The organism is Methylacidiphilum sp. Yel (genome assembly GCF_004421185.1).
Taxonomy (GTDB): Bacteria; Verrucomicrobiota; Verrucomicrobiia; order Methylacidiphilales; family Methylacidiphilaceae; genus Methylacidiphilum.
The window spans coordinates 26,727-41,020 of record NZ_LXQB01000012.1 but is presented as its reverse complement, the minus strand read 5'-3'; the positions used below and the strand labels follow the sequence as shown (position 1 = coordinate 41,020).

Genomic DNA, 14,294 nt, shown 5'->3' with positions numbered 1-14,294 from the left:
ATTCTTTATTTGCCTCTATTTTGCTTGCATTCTCTTTCCCATAATCATAGAAAGAATGAAAAAAGGCAGCTTACAAAAAAAAGGAGGTTGATCAATTACCAAGGCCATTACATACTCTCGCACAATGAAAAGTGATCAAATTAAAATATTTTTCTCTTTTAGTTCACTAATTTAACATTGCATTTCTTAAAGAAATTTTTCATGGTAGAGACCCAAACTGCTACAATCTGTACGGAAAGAAAGTCCTTTAGCCAAGCTCAATGTCTATTATGGAGTGGAACGACTAATGTGGTTTTTTCGGTTCAATAAAGTTAACGAAGAAGAAATAGAACAACGAACGCTTCCCTTTTTAAAATTATCAGCCTTTCCTTCTTTCCCTCTAGCTTCGGTTTTCTTCCTATTGGTCCTATCCTTTTTTTATATTGAAGAAAGCCGTGGTCCAGTCATCTTTGATGACAATGAAGGTCTTTATGCTGGGGCTGCAAAAGAAATGATCCAACGAAATGATTGGATTTTACCGACTGTTAATGGCGTTCCAAGATTACAAAAACCTCCTTTGGTCTACTGGTGCATTCTAATATCTTACAAGATTTTTGGAATCAATGAGTTTGCAGCACGGCTTCCTGAAGGCATTGCAACAGTCTTATGGATTATTGGCATCTATCTTCTTGGCAGCGCTATGGGTGGAGAAAAACTTGGACTTTTAGCCTGTCTAATGCTTGGAAGTGCATTTGGATTTTTCATTTTTACCCATATTTTAATGCCTGAGCCTTTTTTATCTGCAGCTGTTACCTATGCTATTCTCTTTATTTATCTAGGTATAAGGGATGGCCGAAAACGATATTTCCTAGCTGCTTGGTTTATCATGGCTCTTGGTTCGCTGGCCAAGGGACTGCATGCAGTTTTGTATCCGCTACTCAGTAGCGGACTCTCCGTATTATTTTTTCCAAAATTAAGAAAAAGATGGCTTAACTTATTTTGGTGGCCTGGCATTGTCCTTTTTTTTCTGATGTTTGTGCCATGGTATGTGGCTATTGAATATAAAGTGCCCGGCTTTCTCCGTGAGCATTTTTTCAATGAACAATTCGGACATGCCCTCAATCATCGGAATCCTCCGGATGCAGGAACAGTACCAATTTTGCAGTTTTATCTCGAGCATTTCATTTTCCTGCTTCCTTGGACCCTCTATTTGGGTTCTTTATGGGAACTAAAAAACAAGCCTTTCTTTAAGTGGGAAAGCTTTCTGTTAATTAGTTGGATCCTAACAACCTTTTTGTCTGTGACCTTTTCTTCTTTGCAAGATTACTATGCGATGAGCTGTTGGGGAGCCTTGATTCTGATTCTGGCAAAACCTTTTTGTCTTGAGCAAAAAGAACTGAATAATCCAATATATTTTAGCTTGCCCTCGCTTCTTATTGTACTTATAGGGCTTGGTGGGATCTTAGTAGCTCTTTTTATTGATCACAGTAAGGGTATTCATCCTATATGGGCGAAGCCTTTGGAAAAAAGAGACACCTTTTTGTCTGCAATATTCGGGTTTTCCTTTAGCACCTGGAAAAATTTTGTACCTCTTTTGTATAGGGCATCTTTCAGTTTTTTAATTGGTGGAATGATTGCCTATTGGTTATTTTTGAAAAAAGAAAGATTCCTGGCTGGGATATTTCTTGCCTTCACGATGATTTATCCGCTTCATCAAGCCGGTCAAGGATTTGGCTTGCTCAGTGATTATTTTTCTTCGATGAAGCTAGCTAAAAAAATCAATCATATTATTAGACAGGAAGATATTGTTATTTCTGATAGCGAGCCCAATTTTGCTTCGGGTTTGTTTTTTTATTTAAATCATTCCCCGATTTTCTGGGTCCATGCAAATCCAAAGGCAGAATTTGCTCAGAGAAGCCTTCATCTAGGTAGGGAATATTATCTAACCGAAAGGGATGTTGAAAATTATTGGAAAGGAAAACGAAAAGTGTTTCTTATCACTGAAGAAGTCTCTATGGCCTACTGGGCAGAACGTTTTAAAATAGACGCTGCAAAACTCATTCCCATTGAAAAAAGTGGTACTCGCGTATTGCTTCTGAACCAGAGGAATGAATAAATTATAAATCATGATTTCTAATGAGGATTTTAATAAAGCGTTGAAATTATTTGAAGAAGAAGACCAAAGATGGAAAGAATTTTATCAAAAGATGTCCTTTTCTCAAAAAGTGCAGTTTACATTGGCTGTGGAAGATAAATGGACAAACGAAATCCCTGGAGGGGAAAGACTTGAAGAGGATCCGGAAGATTAATTGAATGGCCTGATCTAGGACAAAAAGAAAACCTTAAGCTTCTTCTCTATCTGTTTTTATCGAACAAATTCGAGCATTTGCCCATTGTAAAATTGGGATAAGATGAATGGGTAAAAGTTTTAAACCTTCTTCGAAATTGACCCACCGCCACTCATGGTGTTCAGCTCTTCCAAGTTCTGGGCTTGGTCTAAGTAGGGGTTCTCCTTCTTTTAATTTTGCAATAAAAAATTTACTGATTTTTCCTTTTGAATAGACTTCTGTTTCTTTTGATTCTTGGTTAAAAGGAAATTCAAAAGAATTTAAAGTAGTCTCTTCTTCGGTTTCCCGTAAGGCAGCCTCAAAATCTGACTCCCCACTTTGGATGGTACCCTTGGGGAAATCCCAGTTTCTATAAGCCCTAAGAAGCAGATAGAGAGGTTTGCCCTTTTCTTCTTTATAAATTACAAAGCCTGCAGCTCTAGTTATTTTTTTCATCCAGCGAAGGTAATGACAGGAATTTTTTTTTCAGTAGAAGGCGCTTCCTATTAAAAGATTATTTATTTAGGAATTTTATTAAGAAAAGATTATTCCATGAAAATATTTTGAAGATCTTTATTCAAAAGGGCTTCGAAAAGATTTCTTGCCGACTTGTCCCGAGAGGATAAGGGAGATAAGCTAAATCTCCATTCGCTTAGCTTTTAAATAGACGGCATGTCATAATATTTGGATTGAACTTTGCCTCCTTCGCAGAAATGGAAAACAAGCAGTGTAGGGATTCTTGGGCCAGGTCCCCAATCTTTTTTGGAGGGGGAAAGGTGGTCCCCAAAACCACCAAATTTATCGTAGCTCAGTATAAGAAGAAGGTTGTTTCCTAATAAGGAGAATTTTTTAAAGCTTCTATCAGTTCAATAGCATGTTTTGCTCCTGCTTCAATGGTTGAATAACCGTTCCCTCAGACTTACTCGTTCCTGCTCACACAAGAACAAAGCTAACTTTTTGCTTCACAGAGGACAGTTTTCCCCATCGTCATGCGACAGCGGCTAGAGTTTTTTTCTCCACCGGCTTCACATTTGGCGGAACTCGCCATTGGGCTGTTTAGGACGGCCAAACCATGCGCCAGGATATTCCTGGCCGCATTCACCTCCCGGCCGTGGATGCTTCCACACTCCGGGCACACCCACTGGCAAATGGCCAGCGGCAGTGTTTCCTGGACCGTTCCCCATGCCGAACAGCTCTTGCTGGACGGAAACCAGCGACCAGCGACAAGCACCAAACCACCACGCCTTTCTGCCTTGTATTCCAGTTGTCGGCGAAACTCGAAGAAATCCATATATTGGCAATGGATCGGGCCAGTCGATGGTTTTTCAACATCCCGCGCACGTTCAGCTCCTCGATAGCGATGGGGTGAAACCGTTGCGTAAGATCGGACCTGAGCTTGTGCAAGGCGTCCTGCCGGATGTTGGCAATACGGGCATGGAGCTTGGACAGTCGGACTCTGGCCTTTTTCGCATTTCCCGATATGAGCAACCGCAAGCCTTTGGGAATCGGTGTGTCGTCCGGTCGCGCCTTGGTTTTCAGCGGGACGCAGGGGGATAGCGTCGGCAGCGACGGTGATGCTGATAAACCACCGGTCCGCCACCCGGGAGACGGTAGCGGAGATGAGCTTGCCCGTAAAACGCAACGCCTCCCGCATCCGTACCCACCCCAGATGGGGGATGCGGATGCGGCGGCCGTCGAGGGAAAACTGGTCATTGGTCAGGGGAAAACGGTCATGCACCCCCTTCTTGCGGAACTTCGGATACTTTGCACGCCCCGCCCAGAAGTTCTTGAAGGCCGCACCCAGTTGGATGATCGCCATCTGTGGCGCGTTCTTTCCGGACACCATCCAGCAGTTTCTGGTTCTTGCCCAAGCGACTACCGTAGAGCCATTGCCTATGCACGTGTGTCCAGTCACGACCAGAAGGACGATCTGGAAGGGCAAAAACAGGTTCTTGAGCTGTTCTGTGCCTTGCAAGGCTGGACATTCGAGGTGATCGCGGACCTGGGTTCCGGCATGAACTACCACAAAAAAGGCCTGAAGGGGTGCGGTCTACCTTCTCCGGTGCATGAAATTGGTCTGGCCTAAGCCGCGCAAGGTTGTAGCGTCGCCGCCCTCCTGCTGTGGGTTCATCGGGTAGGAGCTTGCCCTCGCGCTTCCAGCGCCGCAGTGTTTGCGGCGCAACCCCCAGGAACTCGGCGGCCTCTTGAATGCTGACTAGCTTGGGCGACAGGTTTAGAATATACATTTATGAGAAGGAAAAAGCAACTTGTATAGAAACTGTTCAAGCCCCAGGCTGTTCGTTGTATTTGCCCATAGGTTTCACACAAAGCATACTTGGGGTAAAAAAGATCCCCTTTTTAATATCCAGGATAAAAACCTGCTTCATCTTTAAGATATTTTTTTCTTTGCTTCTGTATAACCAGCGGAATTTTTAAAGTATACAACGAACTGAAGATGAAACTGAAAGAGGGATCAGCCCTTCCTTGGAGTGCATCGTTCCAGCCATCCGCATACCATGACCAAGAAATTCCAACTTCCGATAGTCTATCCCTAATCGTTTGCATGGGCAATGGAAGGAGTAGATGGCATTTTTTTTTGTGTGGAAGAATGGGATTGGTAGACACTTTGTACCGTTCCTACAACCTACCCATCAAATGTCTTTGTCCCTTCTTTTTTAATCCCGATCCATGTTCCTTGATTGTCGAATTCCAGTGGAGATTTTAGTTCCTCAGGAGCGTCTCCCCAATAGGGAGTATTTTTGCAGTCATAAGCAATAGGTGATTCAAAAAGAAAACACCAAAGATTGCTTTAAAAAAAATGATTCAGAACGGTGTACTGCTTTGCATAAGCATAGAGGGGTAGAGATTGACACTGTGATAGCTCATGGGTAAGCCTCCAGTATTACTCTAAGCTACGAATCGGTTGCATTTGCCACTATTTATCTGAAGCTGAGTCCAGTAAAAACTAGGGATGGGATCGGGTATGGGGCTGTTTATATAGTTGTTAAGAAATCATTTAAAGAAAAGGACCATTAGGGAGAGATCGAGATAATCTTTTATCTACTGTTTAATTCACAGGGTCATAAATAGGAGGTAAAGTTTTATATAGTACCTCTTGTTTATCCTCTTGTAGAAATGTATGTTTTGCATTTGCAATACCATCTACTTTTTCCATGCTACCAAACAAGTTGTCAAAACTGTGGTTTTCCTGGTAAATAATGATGATGTTATATAGCTGCTCCTTTGAGGGTGCAGCCCTTCCATAAATGGCAAGAATAACCACTGCAACAAAAGAATAAAGCCTTAAGAACCAGCTATGATTATCCATGGAAAAAAATTATTGTTGGTCATCTTTGAAATGAAGAGAATTGGAGAGGCAAAGAAGCCATTTTACTTTTTGTTTTATGGTCTAGAAAAGATGCAGAAAAATTTTCTATTCTTTTTATTCTTTTTTCCGGTTGCTTCTCTTTTAGCTCAAACCGCTCCTGTGCCTCAAGTAAAAGATTTACCCCCATTGAGGATGTCTAGGGAGCCCAATCCCGTCCAACCGATTCCTGAATTAAAAGTACCAATAGAAAAATTTTTTAATCAATTGCTTCAAGGGGATATACAAAGGGCTTTTCAAGAATTGTTGGTTAATAGTAGATTGGCCTCCCGCAATGAAAATATCAATATGCTTATGGATAAAACCAGCCAAGCAATGTCTTATTACGGGAAAGCTGATTCTTTTGATATCTATGATTCTAAAGCTTTCGGGAATCGCCTTTATGTAGTTACTTATTTGTTAAATCTTGAACTGCAACCTCTTCGCTGGCGATTTGTCTATTACAAACCAGATAAAGTATGGAAGCTCATTGATATAAGAGTTGATGATGCCCTTGAGGATTTAATTAACAAGTAGCTATTGTGCGGAGAGTTGAGAAATAATAGAAAGAGAATTTCTTTTGGACATTTTTTCTTTAAGTGCTTCTACAACGGCAACGGGAACAAAGGGAGATATATCTCCTCCAAGCCTGCTTATTTCTTTTACTAAAGAAGAGCTTAAATAAATATGGTTATCTTCGGGCATAAGAAAAATGGTTTCGATTTTAGGTTCTAATCTACGATTCATTAGAGCAAGTTGAAACTCACTTTCAAAATCAGATACTGCTCGAAGCCCGCGGATAATGGCACAACAGCCTAACTGCTTGGCAAAGTCTACAGTAAGGCCTGTGTAAGACAATGCCTTTAGATTTTGGAAGGATAGCTCTTTTATTGTTAACTGAACAAGGGAGATGCGTTCTTCTAATTGAAAAAGAGTTTCTTTAGGTGTTTGACCTGAAACTCCAATAATCACTTCATCAAACAAACGAACCGCTTTGAGTATCACATCAACATGCCCAAGGGTAATTGGATCGAAGGTTCCTGGATAAAGGACTTTTTTCATGTTTTTGAATACACTCTTTTGATCATGGCTCCTACCGATAACAGTTTCTCATCAATCCTCTCATATCCTCTATCTATGTGATAGACTCGATGGACTTCGGTAGTATTATCGGCTACGAGCCCCGCAAGCACGAGAGCTGCTGAAGCCCTAAGGTCTGAAGCCATGACAGGAGCTCCGCTTAACCGTTCTGTCCCATAAATATGTACTTCGTTTTTCGATAGTTCGATATTGGCTCCTAGTCGCTTAAGTTCACTGATATGCATGAACCGGTTTGGAAATATATTTTCGACGACTTTGCTCTTACCGCAGGCAATAGTTGCCATGGCACAAAATTGAGCCTGCATATCTGTTGGGAAGCCTGGATAAGAAGAAGTCACGATTTCAAAGGCTTTGAGTGGACCAGATCTCGATACCCGTAAGCCGTTTTCTTCGACTTGAATGGTTACCCCGCAATCTTGTAATTTTCCCAGTACGCTGGTCATGTGGTTGACAGGAGCCTGTTCAAGGAATAAATCGCCTTTAGTCATTGCGGCGCCAACGGCGAATGTCCCTGCTTCTATTCTATCTGTAATAATTGTATATTCGCTTCCATGAAGTTCTTTTACCCCTTCGATGATCAAGCGTTGAGAACCGATCCCGCTGATTTTAGCACCCATTGACACAAGGAATTTGGCTAAATCTTCTACTTCTGGTTCACAGGCAGCTCCCTCTATAATCGTTGTTCCTTCTGAGCGGCAAGCAGCCATCATCACATTATCTGTTCCTAGAACTGTTGAGCCGTAAGGACCTCTTAAATTGATCGTAGTGCCTCGCAATTGCCCACCCTGAGCCACAACATCACCTTTGATGATATCTATATTGGCTCCTAGCTTTTGGAGTCCAGAAATATGAAGATCAATAGGTCTGTCTCCAATCACACACCCTCCTGGTAAAGAGACTCTAGCTTTCCCACATCGAGCTATGAGAGGGCCAAGAATGCAAATGGAGGCTCGCATTTTTCGGACCAAGTCATAGGGGGCTATCCAATTAATCATCTTATTTTTGACTCTTACCGTTCCCTTTTCGTAATGAACCTGAGCACCCAGAAATTTTAGAATTTCCAACATATACCGTATATCACTAAGATCGGGAACCCGATGAATGATACATTCTTCCGGTGTCAGGAGTGTTGCAGCAAGGATAGGAAGAGCAGAATTTTTTGATCCACTGATAGTAACTTTTCCAATGAGAGGATTTCCACCTTGAATAACAAATTTATCCACGATATTTTCCTATAACAACTCGCTCCATTTGGGAAAGATCTTTTTTTACTTGGATAACAGAAAAACCATGGTCTACTAAAAGTTGCTTGACTTGAAGAAACTGCCCATCTCCTATCTCCAAGATAAGATAACGACATCTGTTTTTTGCTTGAGGAATGAATTTTCTGATCAACTTCAAACCGTCTTCCCCTCCATCTAGAGCAATACGAGGTTCAAATTGTATTTCTGGAGAAAGCTGGGGAATGATTTCCGAGGGAAGGTAGGGAAGATTAGCAATCATCAGCTCAAAAAAATCACAAGGAGGTTTATTCAATAAGTCATCCTGATAAAAGAAAAGATTTTTTAATTTCTTTTTGTTTTTTTCAGCTATTTGAAGGGCCTTACTACAGATATCTGTACCGTAAAAGGACAAGTTTGGATAAGCCTGAGCCATCGTTACTGCAATGACTCCACTGCCTGTTCCAATATCAAGGATTGGCCCTGTAAGCCTAGGGAGCAATTCCATAGCAGACTCCACAACGAATTCCGTCTCTGGTCTTGGAATAAGAACGGCAGGAGAAATATAAAATTTTTCCCCATAAAATAGACTGTAACCGAGTATATAGGCAACCGGTTCCCCCCTTGCCCTTCTTTCCACTCGTCCCCAGATAAGATCGGCGGTTTTTGATTCCAATGACAAAGATGGGGTGGTATACAGAGCAAGTCTGTCGATTTGGAGAGCATCGGAAAAAATCAGTTCGCAAGAAAGCCTAGGAGCCTCTATATTTTTCTCTTCTAAATACCTTAGAGCTTTTTTAAACAATTGACGGCTTTCGATCATCTTCCGTAGCACTGAAAGGGATGTTTTCTTCGGCTAGTTCTCGGGCGATTCTACTAGCGACTTCTTTTTGAATTAATTGATCGATTATCGGATCGATATCTCCGTCAAGAAAAGATTGTAAATTATAAAGAGTGAGAGGAATTCTATGATCGGTGACTCGTCCTTGAGGGAAATTGTAAGTCCGTATTTTTTCTGTCCGTTCGCCACTGCCAACCATACTTTTTCTTTCCATAGCACGTTTTTGAGCTTCTTCTTCTTCTTTTTTGGAAAGAAGTCGTGCTTTAAGGATTTTGAGCGCTTTTTCTCTGTTTTTTAATTGAGACCTCTCATCTTGACATCTCACCATAATTCCTGAAGGAATGTGAAAAATCTGAACAGCCGAATCTGTTGTGTTGACCCCTTGCCCCCCGGGGCCTCCGGCTCTGCAGACTTCAATCCGCAAATCTTCAGGTTTTATATTTAATTCGATTTCTTCTGGTTCCAACAGGACAGCCACTGTTGCAGTTGAGGTGTGGATTCTTCCTTGAGATTCTGTTGCGGGAACTCTTTGGACTCTATGCACTCCACTTTCATATTTCAATTTTTTGAAAGCCTCTTTTCCTTGGATTGAAAATATAATTTCTTTTAGCCCTCCTAATTCGCTAGGATGAAAATGGAGTAACTCCTGCTTCCAACCCTTTTTTTCAGCATATTTACTATACATTCTATAAAGATCGGAAGCAAAAAGGGCAGCTTCTTCTCCTCCTGTCCCCGCTCGAATTTCAATAATCAGATTTTTCGAACTTTTTTCTTCTTCCGAGGGGAAAAGTGAAGAAAGCACAGCCACTGTAAGTTCATGTATTTTTTGGTCCAGCTTTTCTATTTCGTGTTGTGCTAATTCTTGGAGTTCTACGTCGGTAGTTTCTTTTGTCAGACTAACAACAGAAGCCTTTGCTTCTTGAAGCGTTTTTAACTGAGCATAAAGATCCAGTATTTCTTTTAAGCGAGTGTGTTCTCTAGCCATTTCAATAGTTTTGGCTGGATTGCTGCTATAGAGATCTTCCTTAGAAAGTTCTGTCTGGAGTTTGTCGAACTTTTTTTGAATTTTTTCAATATATCGCTCTAAATACATGTGAATTTTTGTAAATGGAAAGAACAAAGGCAAAGAATAAGAAAGAAGAAAGGCTTGTGGGCTTATCAAGGAGAAGTCATTGGCCAAACCTACTTAGTCTTTTTCTTTCTATTTGCTGCATCACCTAGCAAAGAAACCTTTCCAAAACGTCTTGCAAATTTTTCTACTCTTCCAGCGGTATCGACAAATTTTTGTTGACCAGTAAAGAGGGGATGACAGGAAGCACATATTCCTATTCTAATAGAAGGCTTTGTGGATTTGGTTGTATAGACTGCTCCACACGCACAACTAATCGTTGTTTCTTGATAATTTGGATGAATTCCTTTTTTCATTTACATTAAAATATTCTTATTTTGTTAGTCAATCAAATCTTTTTATAATCAGACTAGCATTATGTCCGCCAAAGCCAAAGGAATTGTTCATGGCGATATTCACTTTTTGTCTCCGTGCTACATTAGGTACATAATCAAGATCGCAGAGAGGATCAGGTTCTTCTAGATTGATTGTTGGGGGTATCACCCCTTCTTGAATGGTTTTAATGCATGCGATCAATTCCACAGCTCCAGCAGCTCCTAAAAGGTGTCCTGTCATCGACTTTGTAGAGCTTATTGGTATGGAATAAGCATGTTTACCGAAGGCTTTTTTTATTGCCATCGTTTCACAAATATCTCCGGGAATGGTACTTGTAGCATGGGCGTTAATATAATCGATGTCTTGAGGATTGAGGCTCGCTTTTTTCATAGCCATCTCCATAGCTCGAGTCGCCCCTTCTCCGGAGGGATCAGGTGCAGTAATATGATGTGCATCGGCAGATAGGCCATAGCCAATGATCTCTGCATAAATAGGAGCATTTCTTTTTTTAGCGTGCTCCAACTCTTCCAAAACAACCACTCCAGCCCCTTCGCTTAATACGAACCCGTCGCGGTGTCTGTCAAAGGGGCGTGAAGCTTTTTGGGGTTCGTTGTTTCGTAGGCTGAGAGCTTTCATATTGGAAAATCCTGCAACTCCTAAAGGTACGATCGAGGCTTCTGATCCGCCAGCAACGATGATATCGGCATCACTAACCTGGATCATGCGAAAAGCTTCACCAATTGAATGAGCAGAAGAGGCACAAGCTGTTACGATAGAAAAATTAGGACCCTTTAAATTGTATTCTATAGCTATCATGCCTGAGGCCATATTAGAAATCATCATTGGAATCATGAGAGGACTACATCGGGAAGGTCCTTTTGTCAGCAAAATGGTGTGTTGATCCTCCAATGTTTTCAAACCACCAATGCCAGAACTCACAATAACCCCTATTTTTGTGGGGTCTTCTCTATCGAAATCGATGCCGCTGCTTTCAATGGCTTCCTTTGCTGCAGCCATTGCAAACTGGACGAAGCGGTCGGCTCTTCGAGCATCTTTGGGATTTTTAAAGTAGTTGCTTGGATTGAAGTTTCTTACTTCTCCGCCAAACTTGCAATCAAAAGCTTGAGTATCAAAAGCGGTAATAACTCCAATGCCACTTTTCCCGTTTATAAGACTTGTCCAGAACTCTTGGACACAGTTGCCATTTGGAGAGACTAATCCCATCCCGCTTATGATCACTCGCCTCTTACTCATAGCCTGTGCTTTTGGCTTCTTCTCAATCTTTTTAGCTTTCTTCTTCTAGGTTTTCTTCGATGTAGCGAATGACATCTCCTACAGTTTGTAGTTTTTCAGCTTCTTCATCCGGTACTTCAACATTGAATTCTTCTTCAAAAGCCATCACCAGCTCAACTGTATCTAGAGAATCTGCTCCCAAATCCTCTATAAATCTGGCTTTGGGAGTAACCTGTTCAGGATTGACTCCAAGCTGCTCTACAATAATGTTTTTCACTCTTTCTTCGATCGATTTTTTTTCTGCCATATTTTCCTCCATGATGAGATTTATCTTCTTTATGTAAAAATTTTTTCTATCAGCCAATAGCATTTATGCTAACAATCCTCCATCAATAATAAAACATTGTCCGGTAATATAATCTCCCCCAGGCCCAAGCAAGAAAACTGCTAATTTCGCAACTTCTTCTGCTTTGCCAAACCTTCCTAAAGGAATTTCTTTGAGTATTTTTTCTTTTCTTTCAAGAGGAAGATGTTGAGTCATGTCAGTTTCTATAAAACCCGGACAGATGGCATTGCAGGTTATGCCTCGTGGTCCCAATTCCTTGGCAACAGTTTTGGTTAGCCCAATTAGTCCTGCTTTGGATGCAGCATAATTGGCTTGTCCAGGAATACCTGTCAAGCCAGAAATGGAACTGATATTGATGATTTTGCCATAATTTCTTGAAAGAAAATGCTTTCCCACAAATTTTATCATAAAAAAAGAGGCCTTTAAATTAATATTCATAACACTATCCCAATCTGCTTCACTCATGCGTAAAAGCAATCTATCCTCCGTTTTCCCTGCATTATTAATCAAGAAATCTATTTGTCCAAATTCTTTCAAAATATCATCAATAGTTTTCTTCAACTGTGAAATTTCAGAAATGTCAAGAGCATAACCTTTGGTACGAACACCTAAATTTTGCAACATTTTTTCTGTTTGTTCTACCTGTAGAGGGTTTTTACTAATAAAAGCAATAGAGCTCCCCATAAGAGCTAATTCCATGGCAATGGCTTTGCCTATACCTCGGCTAGCTCCAGTAATTAAAGCAACTTTATCTTTCAAGCTCATTTTTTAATTCATCCATCGTTTCTACATTCGAAAGAGTCAGACACTGGATGGCAGGATCTATTCTTTTTAAAAAACTGCCAAATATTTTTCTAGGTGAAATTTCGATAAAAAGTTCTATGTCTAATTTAAGCATAAAATGCAAACTTTCTTCCCAAAGGACTGGATTGCAAATTTGTTTGCTTAGACTTTGGCGAAGTTCCTCAACTGTTTGAGCAATGGAAGCGGTTGCATTGGATATAACCGGAATGGAAGGAGGGTGTAGGGTGAGATTTTTGAGAAGTTCAAAAAATTCCCTTGAAGCTTCTTCCATATACTGGCTATGAAAAGGACCAGAAACATCAAGAGGGATGACTTTTTTAATTTTAGCTTCGCGAGCCAGTTTTATGGCCTCTGCGATAGAGCTATGGGATCCACTGAGCACTTGTTGGTCAGCAGCATTATAGTTGGCTACCTGGCATCCTGACATCTGGGCAATAGTTTCAGCCTGTTTTCTTGTAGATCCAATTAAAGCTACCATCGTCCCTGGATGCTTTTGAGAAGCTTCCTGAATGAGTCGAGCTCTTTCTCCAACAAGTTTCAGTGCCGTTTTATAATCAAAAGCTCCACACGCTGCATAAGCTGTTAGTTCGCCAAGTGATAGCCCAGAGGCACCAACGATCTCCAGTCTGGGTATTTCTTTACGCAAGATCGTGTAAAGAGCATATCCAAAAACAAAGAGAGAAGGTTGACAGTGATAGGTTTTCGTCAACTCAGATTCAGGTCCATAGAAAGAAATAGTGGACAAAGGGAAACCAAGCTGTTGTTCAGCTTCTAAATAAAGGTCCTGGACAACGGGGTACCGATCAAAAAAATCTTTACCCATTCCTACTTTTTGAGCGCCTTGTCCACAAAAAAGTATCCCTATCCGCATAGTTAGATGAAAAAAATAGACGACTCTTATTTTTGGTCAAACCTTATTCGAAATGGAATTAATTTTTTACCCCTATTTTTGGACAAAGCTCGTTGAGTTCACAATGAGGACAATCTGGATTTCTTGCTTTACATCTTTTTCTGCCATGCCAAATTATGAGGTTACTGAATTCAGTCCAACTTTCCTTTGGAATGCAACGCATTAAATCTTTTTCGATCTTTTCTGGTTGTTTTTCTTTAGTCAATCCTAATCGAAAACTCACCCGACTTACATGCGTATCGACGACTATGCCATCGTTAATTCCAAAGGCGTTCCCTAAAACCACATTAGCCGTTTTCCTTCCGACACCAGGCAAGTTGACCAGTTTTTCTATCTGAGGAGGTACTTCGCCATTCCATTGGGAAGCAAGAATCTGACAAGCGTTTTTTATATTTTTGGCTTTCGTTTTATAGAATCCCAAACTATGAATGGCATTTTCTAGCTCTTCAATAGGGGCGGCCGCATAGTCGGCTGCAGTATGGTATTTTTGAAAAAGCTTGGCGGTTACCAGATTGACTTGTTCATCAGTGCAACGCGCTGAAAGAATCGTCGCAATGAGAAGTTCTAAAGGATTTCGGAAAAAAAGAGCAGGCTTTGCATTAGGATAAGTCTTTTTCAGTATAGATAGAATCTTTTTTATTCTCTCTGTTTCATTGAATTTCTCTAAATTGGGAGAAGAGTTAGTTTGTTGAGGCATAATCTTTTATCGCATTCATTAAAAATCA

Annotated in this window: 17 protein-coding genes and 3 pseudogenes; 4 read left to right on the top strand and 16 right to left on the bottom strand. The window is 40.8% G+C overall.

Annotated features, from left to right (window positions below; genetic code table 11):
- The first annotated feature begins 286 nt into the window (after positions 1–286).
- Positions 287–2,095, top strand: a complete 1,809-nt coding sequence (locus A7Q09_RS02295; protein ID WP_134389745.1) for a glycosyltransferase family 39 protein — start codon at positions 287–289, stop codon at positions 2,093–2,095.
- Between the two features lie 10 nt (positions 2,096–2,105).
- Positions 2,106–2,288 (top strand): hypothetical protein, encoded by a 183-nt coding sequence (locus tag A7Q09_RS02290; protein WP_134389699.1) that lies wholly within the window; start codon positions 2,106–2,108, stop codon positions 2,286–2,288.
- A 33-nt stretch (positions 2,289–2,321) separates the two neighbouring features.
- Here the strand turns inward: A7Q09_RS02290 and A7Q09_RS02285 are convergent, their stop codons facing one another.
- The 3 genes and pseudogenes from A7Q09_RS02285 to A7Q09_RS11210 all read right to left on the bottom strand — a co-directional run.
- Complete coding sequence (locus tag A7Q09_RS02285) at positions 2,322–2,762, bottom strand: NUDIX domain-containing protein (RefSeq protein WP_134389698.1); 441 nt, start codon at positions 2,760–2,762, stop codon at positions 2,322–2,324.
- Between the two features lie 203 nt (positions 2,763–2,965).
- Complete coding sequence (locus A7Q09_RS11405) at positions 2,966–3,118, bottom strand: alkaline phosphatase family protein (protein WP_394346607.1); 153 nt, start codon at positions 3,116–3,118, stop codon at positions 2,966–2,968.
- 121 nt (positions 3,119–3,239) lie between these two features.
- A pseudogene (locus tag A7Q09_RS11210) lies at positions 3,240–4,140 on the bottom strand (RNA-guided endonuclease InsQ/TnpB family protein); the annotation flags it as partial.
- 39 nt (positions 4,141–4,179) lie between these two features.
- Between A7Q09_RS11210 and A7Q09_RS11400 the strand changes: the two are divergent.
- Positions 4,180–4,344 (top strand): annotated as a pseudogene (locus tag A7Q09_RS11400) (recombinase family protein); the annotation flags it as partial.
- 109 nt (positions 4,345–4,453) lie between these two features.
- Here A7Q09_RS11400 and A7Q09_RS10855 read toward each other — a convergent pair.
- From A7Q09_RS10855 to A7Q09_RS02255, 3 genes and pseudogenes are all read right to left on the bottom strand, one after another.
- Positions 4,454–4,552, bottom strand: a pseudogene (locus A7Q09_RS10855) (IS607 family transposase); the annotation flags it as partial.
- A gap of 112 nt (positions 4,553–4,664) precedes the next feature.
- A complete protein-coding gene (locus tag A7Q09_RS02260) occupies positions 4,665–4,931 on the bottom strand; it encodes a hypothetical protein (protein WP_134389696.1) in 267 nt (88 codons plus the stop codon).
- Between the two features lie 442 nt (positions 4,932–5,373).
- Positions 5,374–5,634 carry an alkaline phosphatase family protein gene (locus A7Q09_RS02255; RefSeq protein ID WP_134389695.1) on the bottom strand — a complete coding sequence of 87 codons (261 nt, stop codon included), beginning with the start codon at positions 5,632–5,634 and terminating at the stop codon, positions 5,374–5,376.
- Between A7Q09_RS02255 and A7Q09_RS02250 the strand changes: the two genes are divergently transcribed.
- Positions 5,623–6,207, top strand: coding sequence for a hypothetical protein (locus A7Q09_RS02250; protein WP_134389694.1), 585 nt, complete (start codon positions 5,623–5,625; stop codon positions 6,205–6,207). The genes A7Q09_RS02255 and A7Q09_RS02250 overlap by 12 nt on opposite strands.
- On the opposite strand, the gene coaD is transcribed toward A7Q09_RS02250, so the two are convergent.
- The 10 genes from coaD to nth all read right to left on the bottom strand — a co-directional run bounded on the left by coaD (position 6,208) and on the right by nth (position 14,266).
- Positions 6,208–6,732: a pantetheine-phosphate adenylyltransferase gene (coaD, locus tag A7Q09_RS02245; protein ID WP_134389693.1), complete on the bottom strand. Its 525-nt coding sequence runs from the start codon at positions 6,730–6,732 to the stop codon at positions 6,208–6,210.
- On the bottom strand, positions 6,729–7,994 hold the full coding sequence (gene murA / locus A7Q09_RS02240) for a UDP-N-acetylglucosamine 1-carboxyvinyltransferase (RefSeq protein WP_134389692.1): 1,266 nt from the start codon (positions 7,992–7,994) through the stop codon (positions 6,729–6,731). The genes coaD and murA overlap by 4 nt, the downstream gene beginning before the upstream one ends.
- Positions 7,987–8,814, bottom strand: coding sequence for a peptide chain release factor N(5)-glutamine methyltransferase (gene prmC, locus A7Q09_RS02235; protein ID WP_134389691.1), 828 nt, complete (start codon positions 8,812–8,814; stop codon positions 7,987–7,989). Before prmC ends, murA begins: the two co-directional genes overlap by 8 nt.
- The gene (gene prfA / locus A7Q09_RS02230; RefSeq protein ID WP_134389743.1) at positions 8,789–9,925 is read right to left on the bottom strand and encodes a peptide chain release factor 1; all 1,137 of its coding nucleotides are present in this window, start codon (positions 9,923–9,925) and stop codon (positions 8,789–8,791) included. Before prfA ends, prmC begins: the two co-directional genes overlap by 26 nt.
- A gap of 89 nt (positions 9,926–10,014) precedes the next feature.
- On the bottom strand, positions 10,015–10,257 hold the full coding sequence (rpmE, locus tag A7Q09_RS02225) for a 50S ribosomal protein L31 (RefSeq protein ID WP_134389690.1): 243 nt from the start codon (positions 10,255–10,257) through the stop codon (positions 10,015–10,017).
- 28 nt (positions 10,258–10,285) lie between these two features.
- Positions 10,286–11,530 (bottom strand): beta-ketoacyl-ACP synthase II, encoded by a 1,245-nt coding sequence (gene fabF / locus A7Q09_RS02220; protein WP_134389689.1) that lies wholly within the window; start codon positions 11,528–11,530, stop codon positions 10,286–10,288.
- A 31-nt stretch (positions 11,531–11,561) separates the two neighbouring features.
- Positions 11,562–11,816, bottom strand: coding sequence for an acyl carrier protein (locus A7Q09_RS02215; RefSeq protein WP_048810425.1), 255 nt, complete (start codon positions 11,814–11,816; stop codon positions 11,562–11,564).
- 63 nt (positions 11,817–11,879) lie between these two features.
- Positions 11,880–12,620, bottom strand: coding sequence for a 3-oxoacyl-ACP reductase family protein (locus A7Q09_RS02210; protein WP_134389688.1), 741 nt, complete (start codon positions 12,618–12,620; stop codon positions 11,880–11,882).
- A complete protein-coding gene (locus A7Q09_RS02205) occupies positions 12,604–13,482 on the bottom strand; it encodes an ACP S-malonyltransferase (RefSeq protein ID WP_244228466.1) in 879 nt (292 codons plus the stop codon). The genes A7Q09_RS02210 and A7Q09_RS02205 overlap by 17 nt, the downstream gene beginning before the upstream one ends.
- Positions 13,483–13,588: 106 nt before the next feature.
- Positions 13,589–14,266, bottom strand: coding sequence for an endonuclease III (nth, locus tag A7Q09_RS02200; protein WP_134389686.1), 678 nt, complete (start codon positions 14,264–14,266; stop codon positions 13,589–13,591).
- Positions 14,267–14,294 lie beyond the last annotated feature (28 nt).

Bases quoted from the DNA above. Each gene is read 5' to 3' on its own strand.
- prfA (WP_134389743.1), bottom strand. From the start codon at position 9,925: ATGTATTTAGAGCGATATATTGAAAAAATTCAAAAAAAGTTCGACAAA.
- coaD (WP_134389693.1), bottom strand. From the start codon at position 6,732: ATGAAAAAAGTCCTTTATCCAGGAACCTTCGATCCAATTACCCTTGGG.
- A7Q09_RS02285 (WP_134389698.1), bottom strand. From the start codon at position 2,762: ATGAAAAAAATAACTAGAGCTGCAGGCTTTGTAATTTATAAAGAAGAA.
- A7Q09_RS02295 (WP_134389745.1), top strand. From the start codon at position 287: ATGTGGTTTTTTCGGTTCAATAAAGTTAACGAAGAAGAAATAGAACAA.
- nth (WP_134389686.1), bottom strand. From the start codon at position 14,266: ATGCCTCAACAAACTAACTCTTCTCCCAATTTAGAGAAATTCAATGAA.
- fabF (WP_134389689.1), bottom strand. From the start codon at position 11,530: ATGAGTAAGAGGCGAGTGATCATAAGCGGGATGGGATTAGTCTCTCCA.
- A7Q09_RS02210 (WP_134389688.1), bottom strand. From the start codon at position 12,620: ATGAGCTTGAAAGATAAAGTTGCTTTAATTACTGGAGCTAGCCGAGGT.
- A7Q09_RS02215 (WP_048810425.1), bottom strand. From the start codon at position 11,816: ATGGCAGAAAAAAAATCGATCGAAGAAAGAGTGAAAAACATTATTGTA.
- A7Q09_RS02205 (WP_244228466.1), bottom strand. From the start codon at position 13,482: ATGGGTAAAGATTTTTTTGATCGGTACCCCGTTGTCCAGGACCTTTAT.
- A7Q09_RS02250 (WP_134389694.1), top strand. From the start codon at position 5,623: ATGATTATCCATGGAAAAAAATTATTGTTGGTCATCTTTGAAATGAAG.
- A7Q09_RS02255 (WP_134389695.1), bottom strand. From the start codon at position 5,634: ATGGATAATCATAGCTGGTTCTTAAGGCTTTATTCTTTTGTTGCAGTG.
- A7Q09_RS02290 (WP_134389699.1), top strand. From the start codon at position 2,106: ATGATTTCTAATGAGGATTTTAATAAAGCGTTGAAATTATTTGAAGAA.
- rpmE (WP_134389690.1), bottom strand. From the start codon at position 10,257: ATGAAAAAAGGAATTCATCCAAATTATCAAGAAACAACGATTAGTTGT.
- prmC (WP_134389691.1), bottom strand. From the start codon at position 8,814: ATGATCGAAAGCCGTCAATTGTTTAAAAAAGCTCTAAGGTATTTAGAA.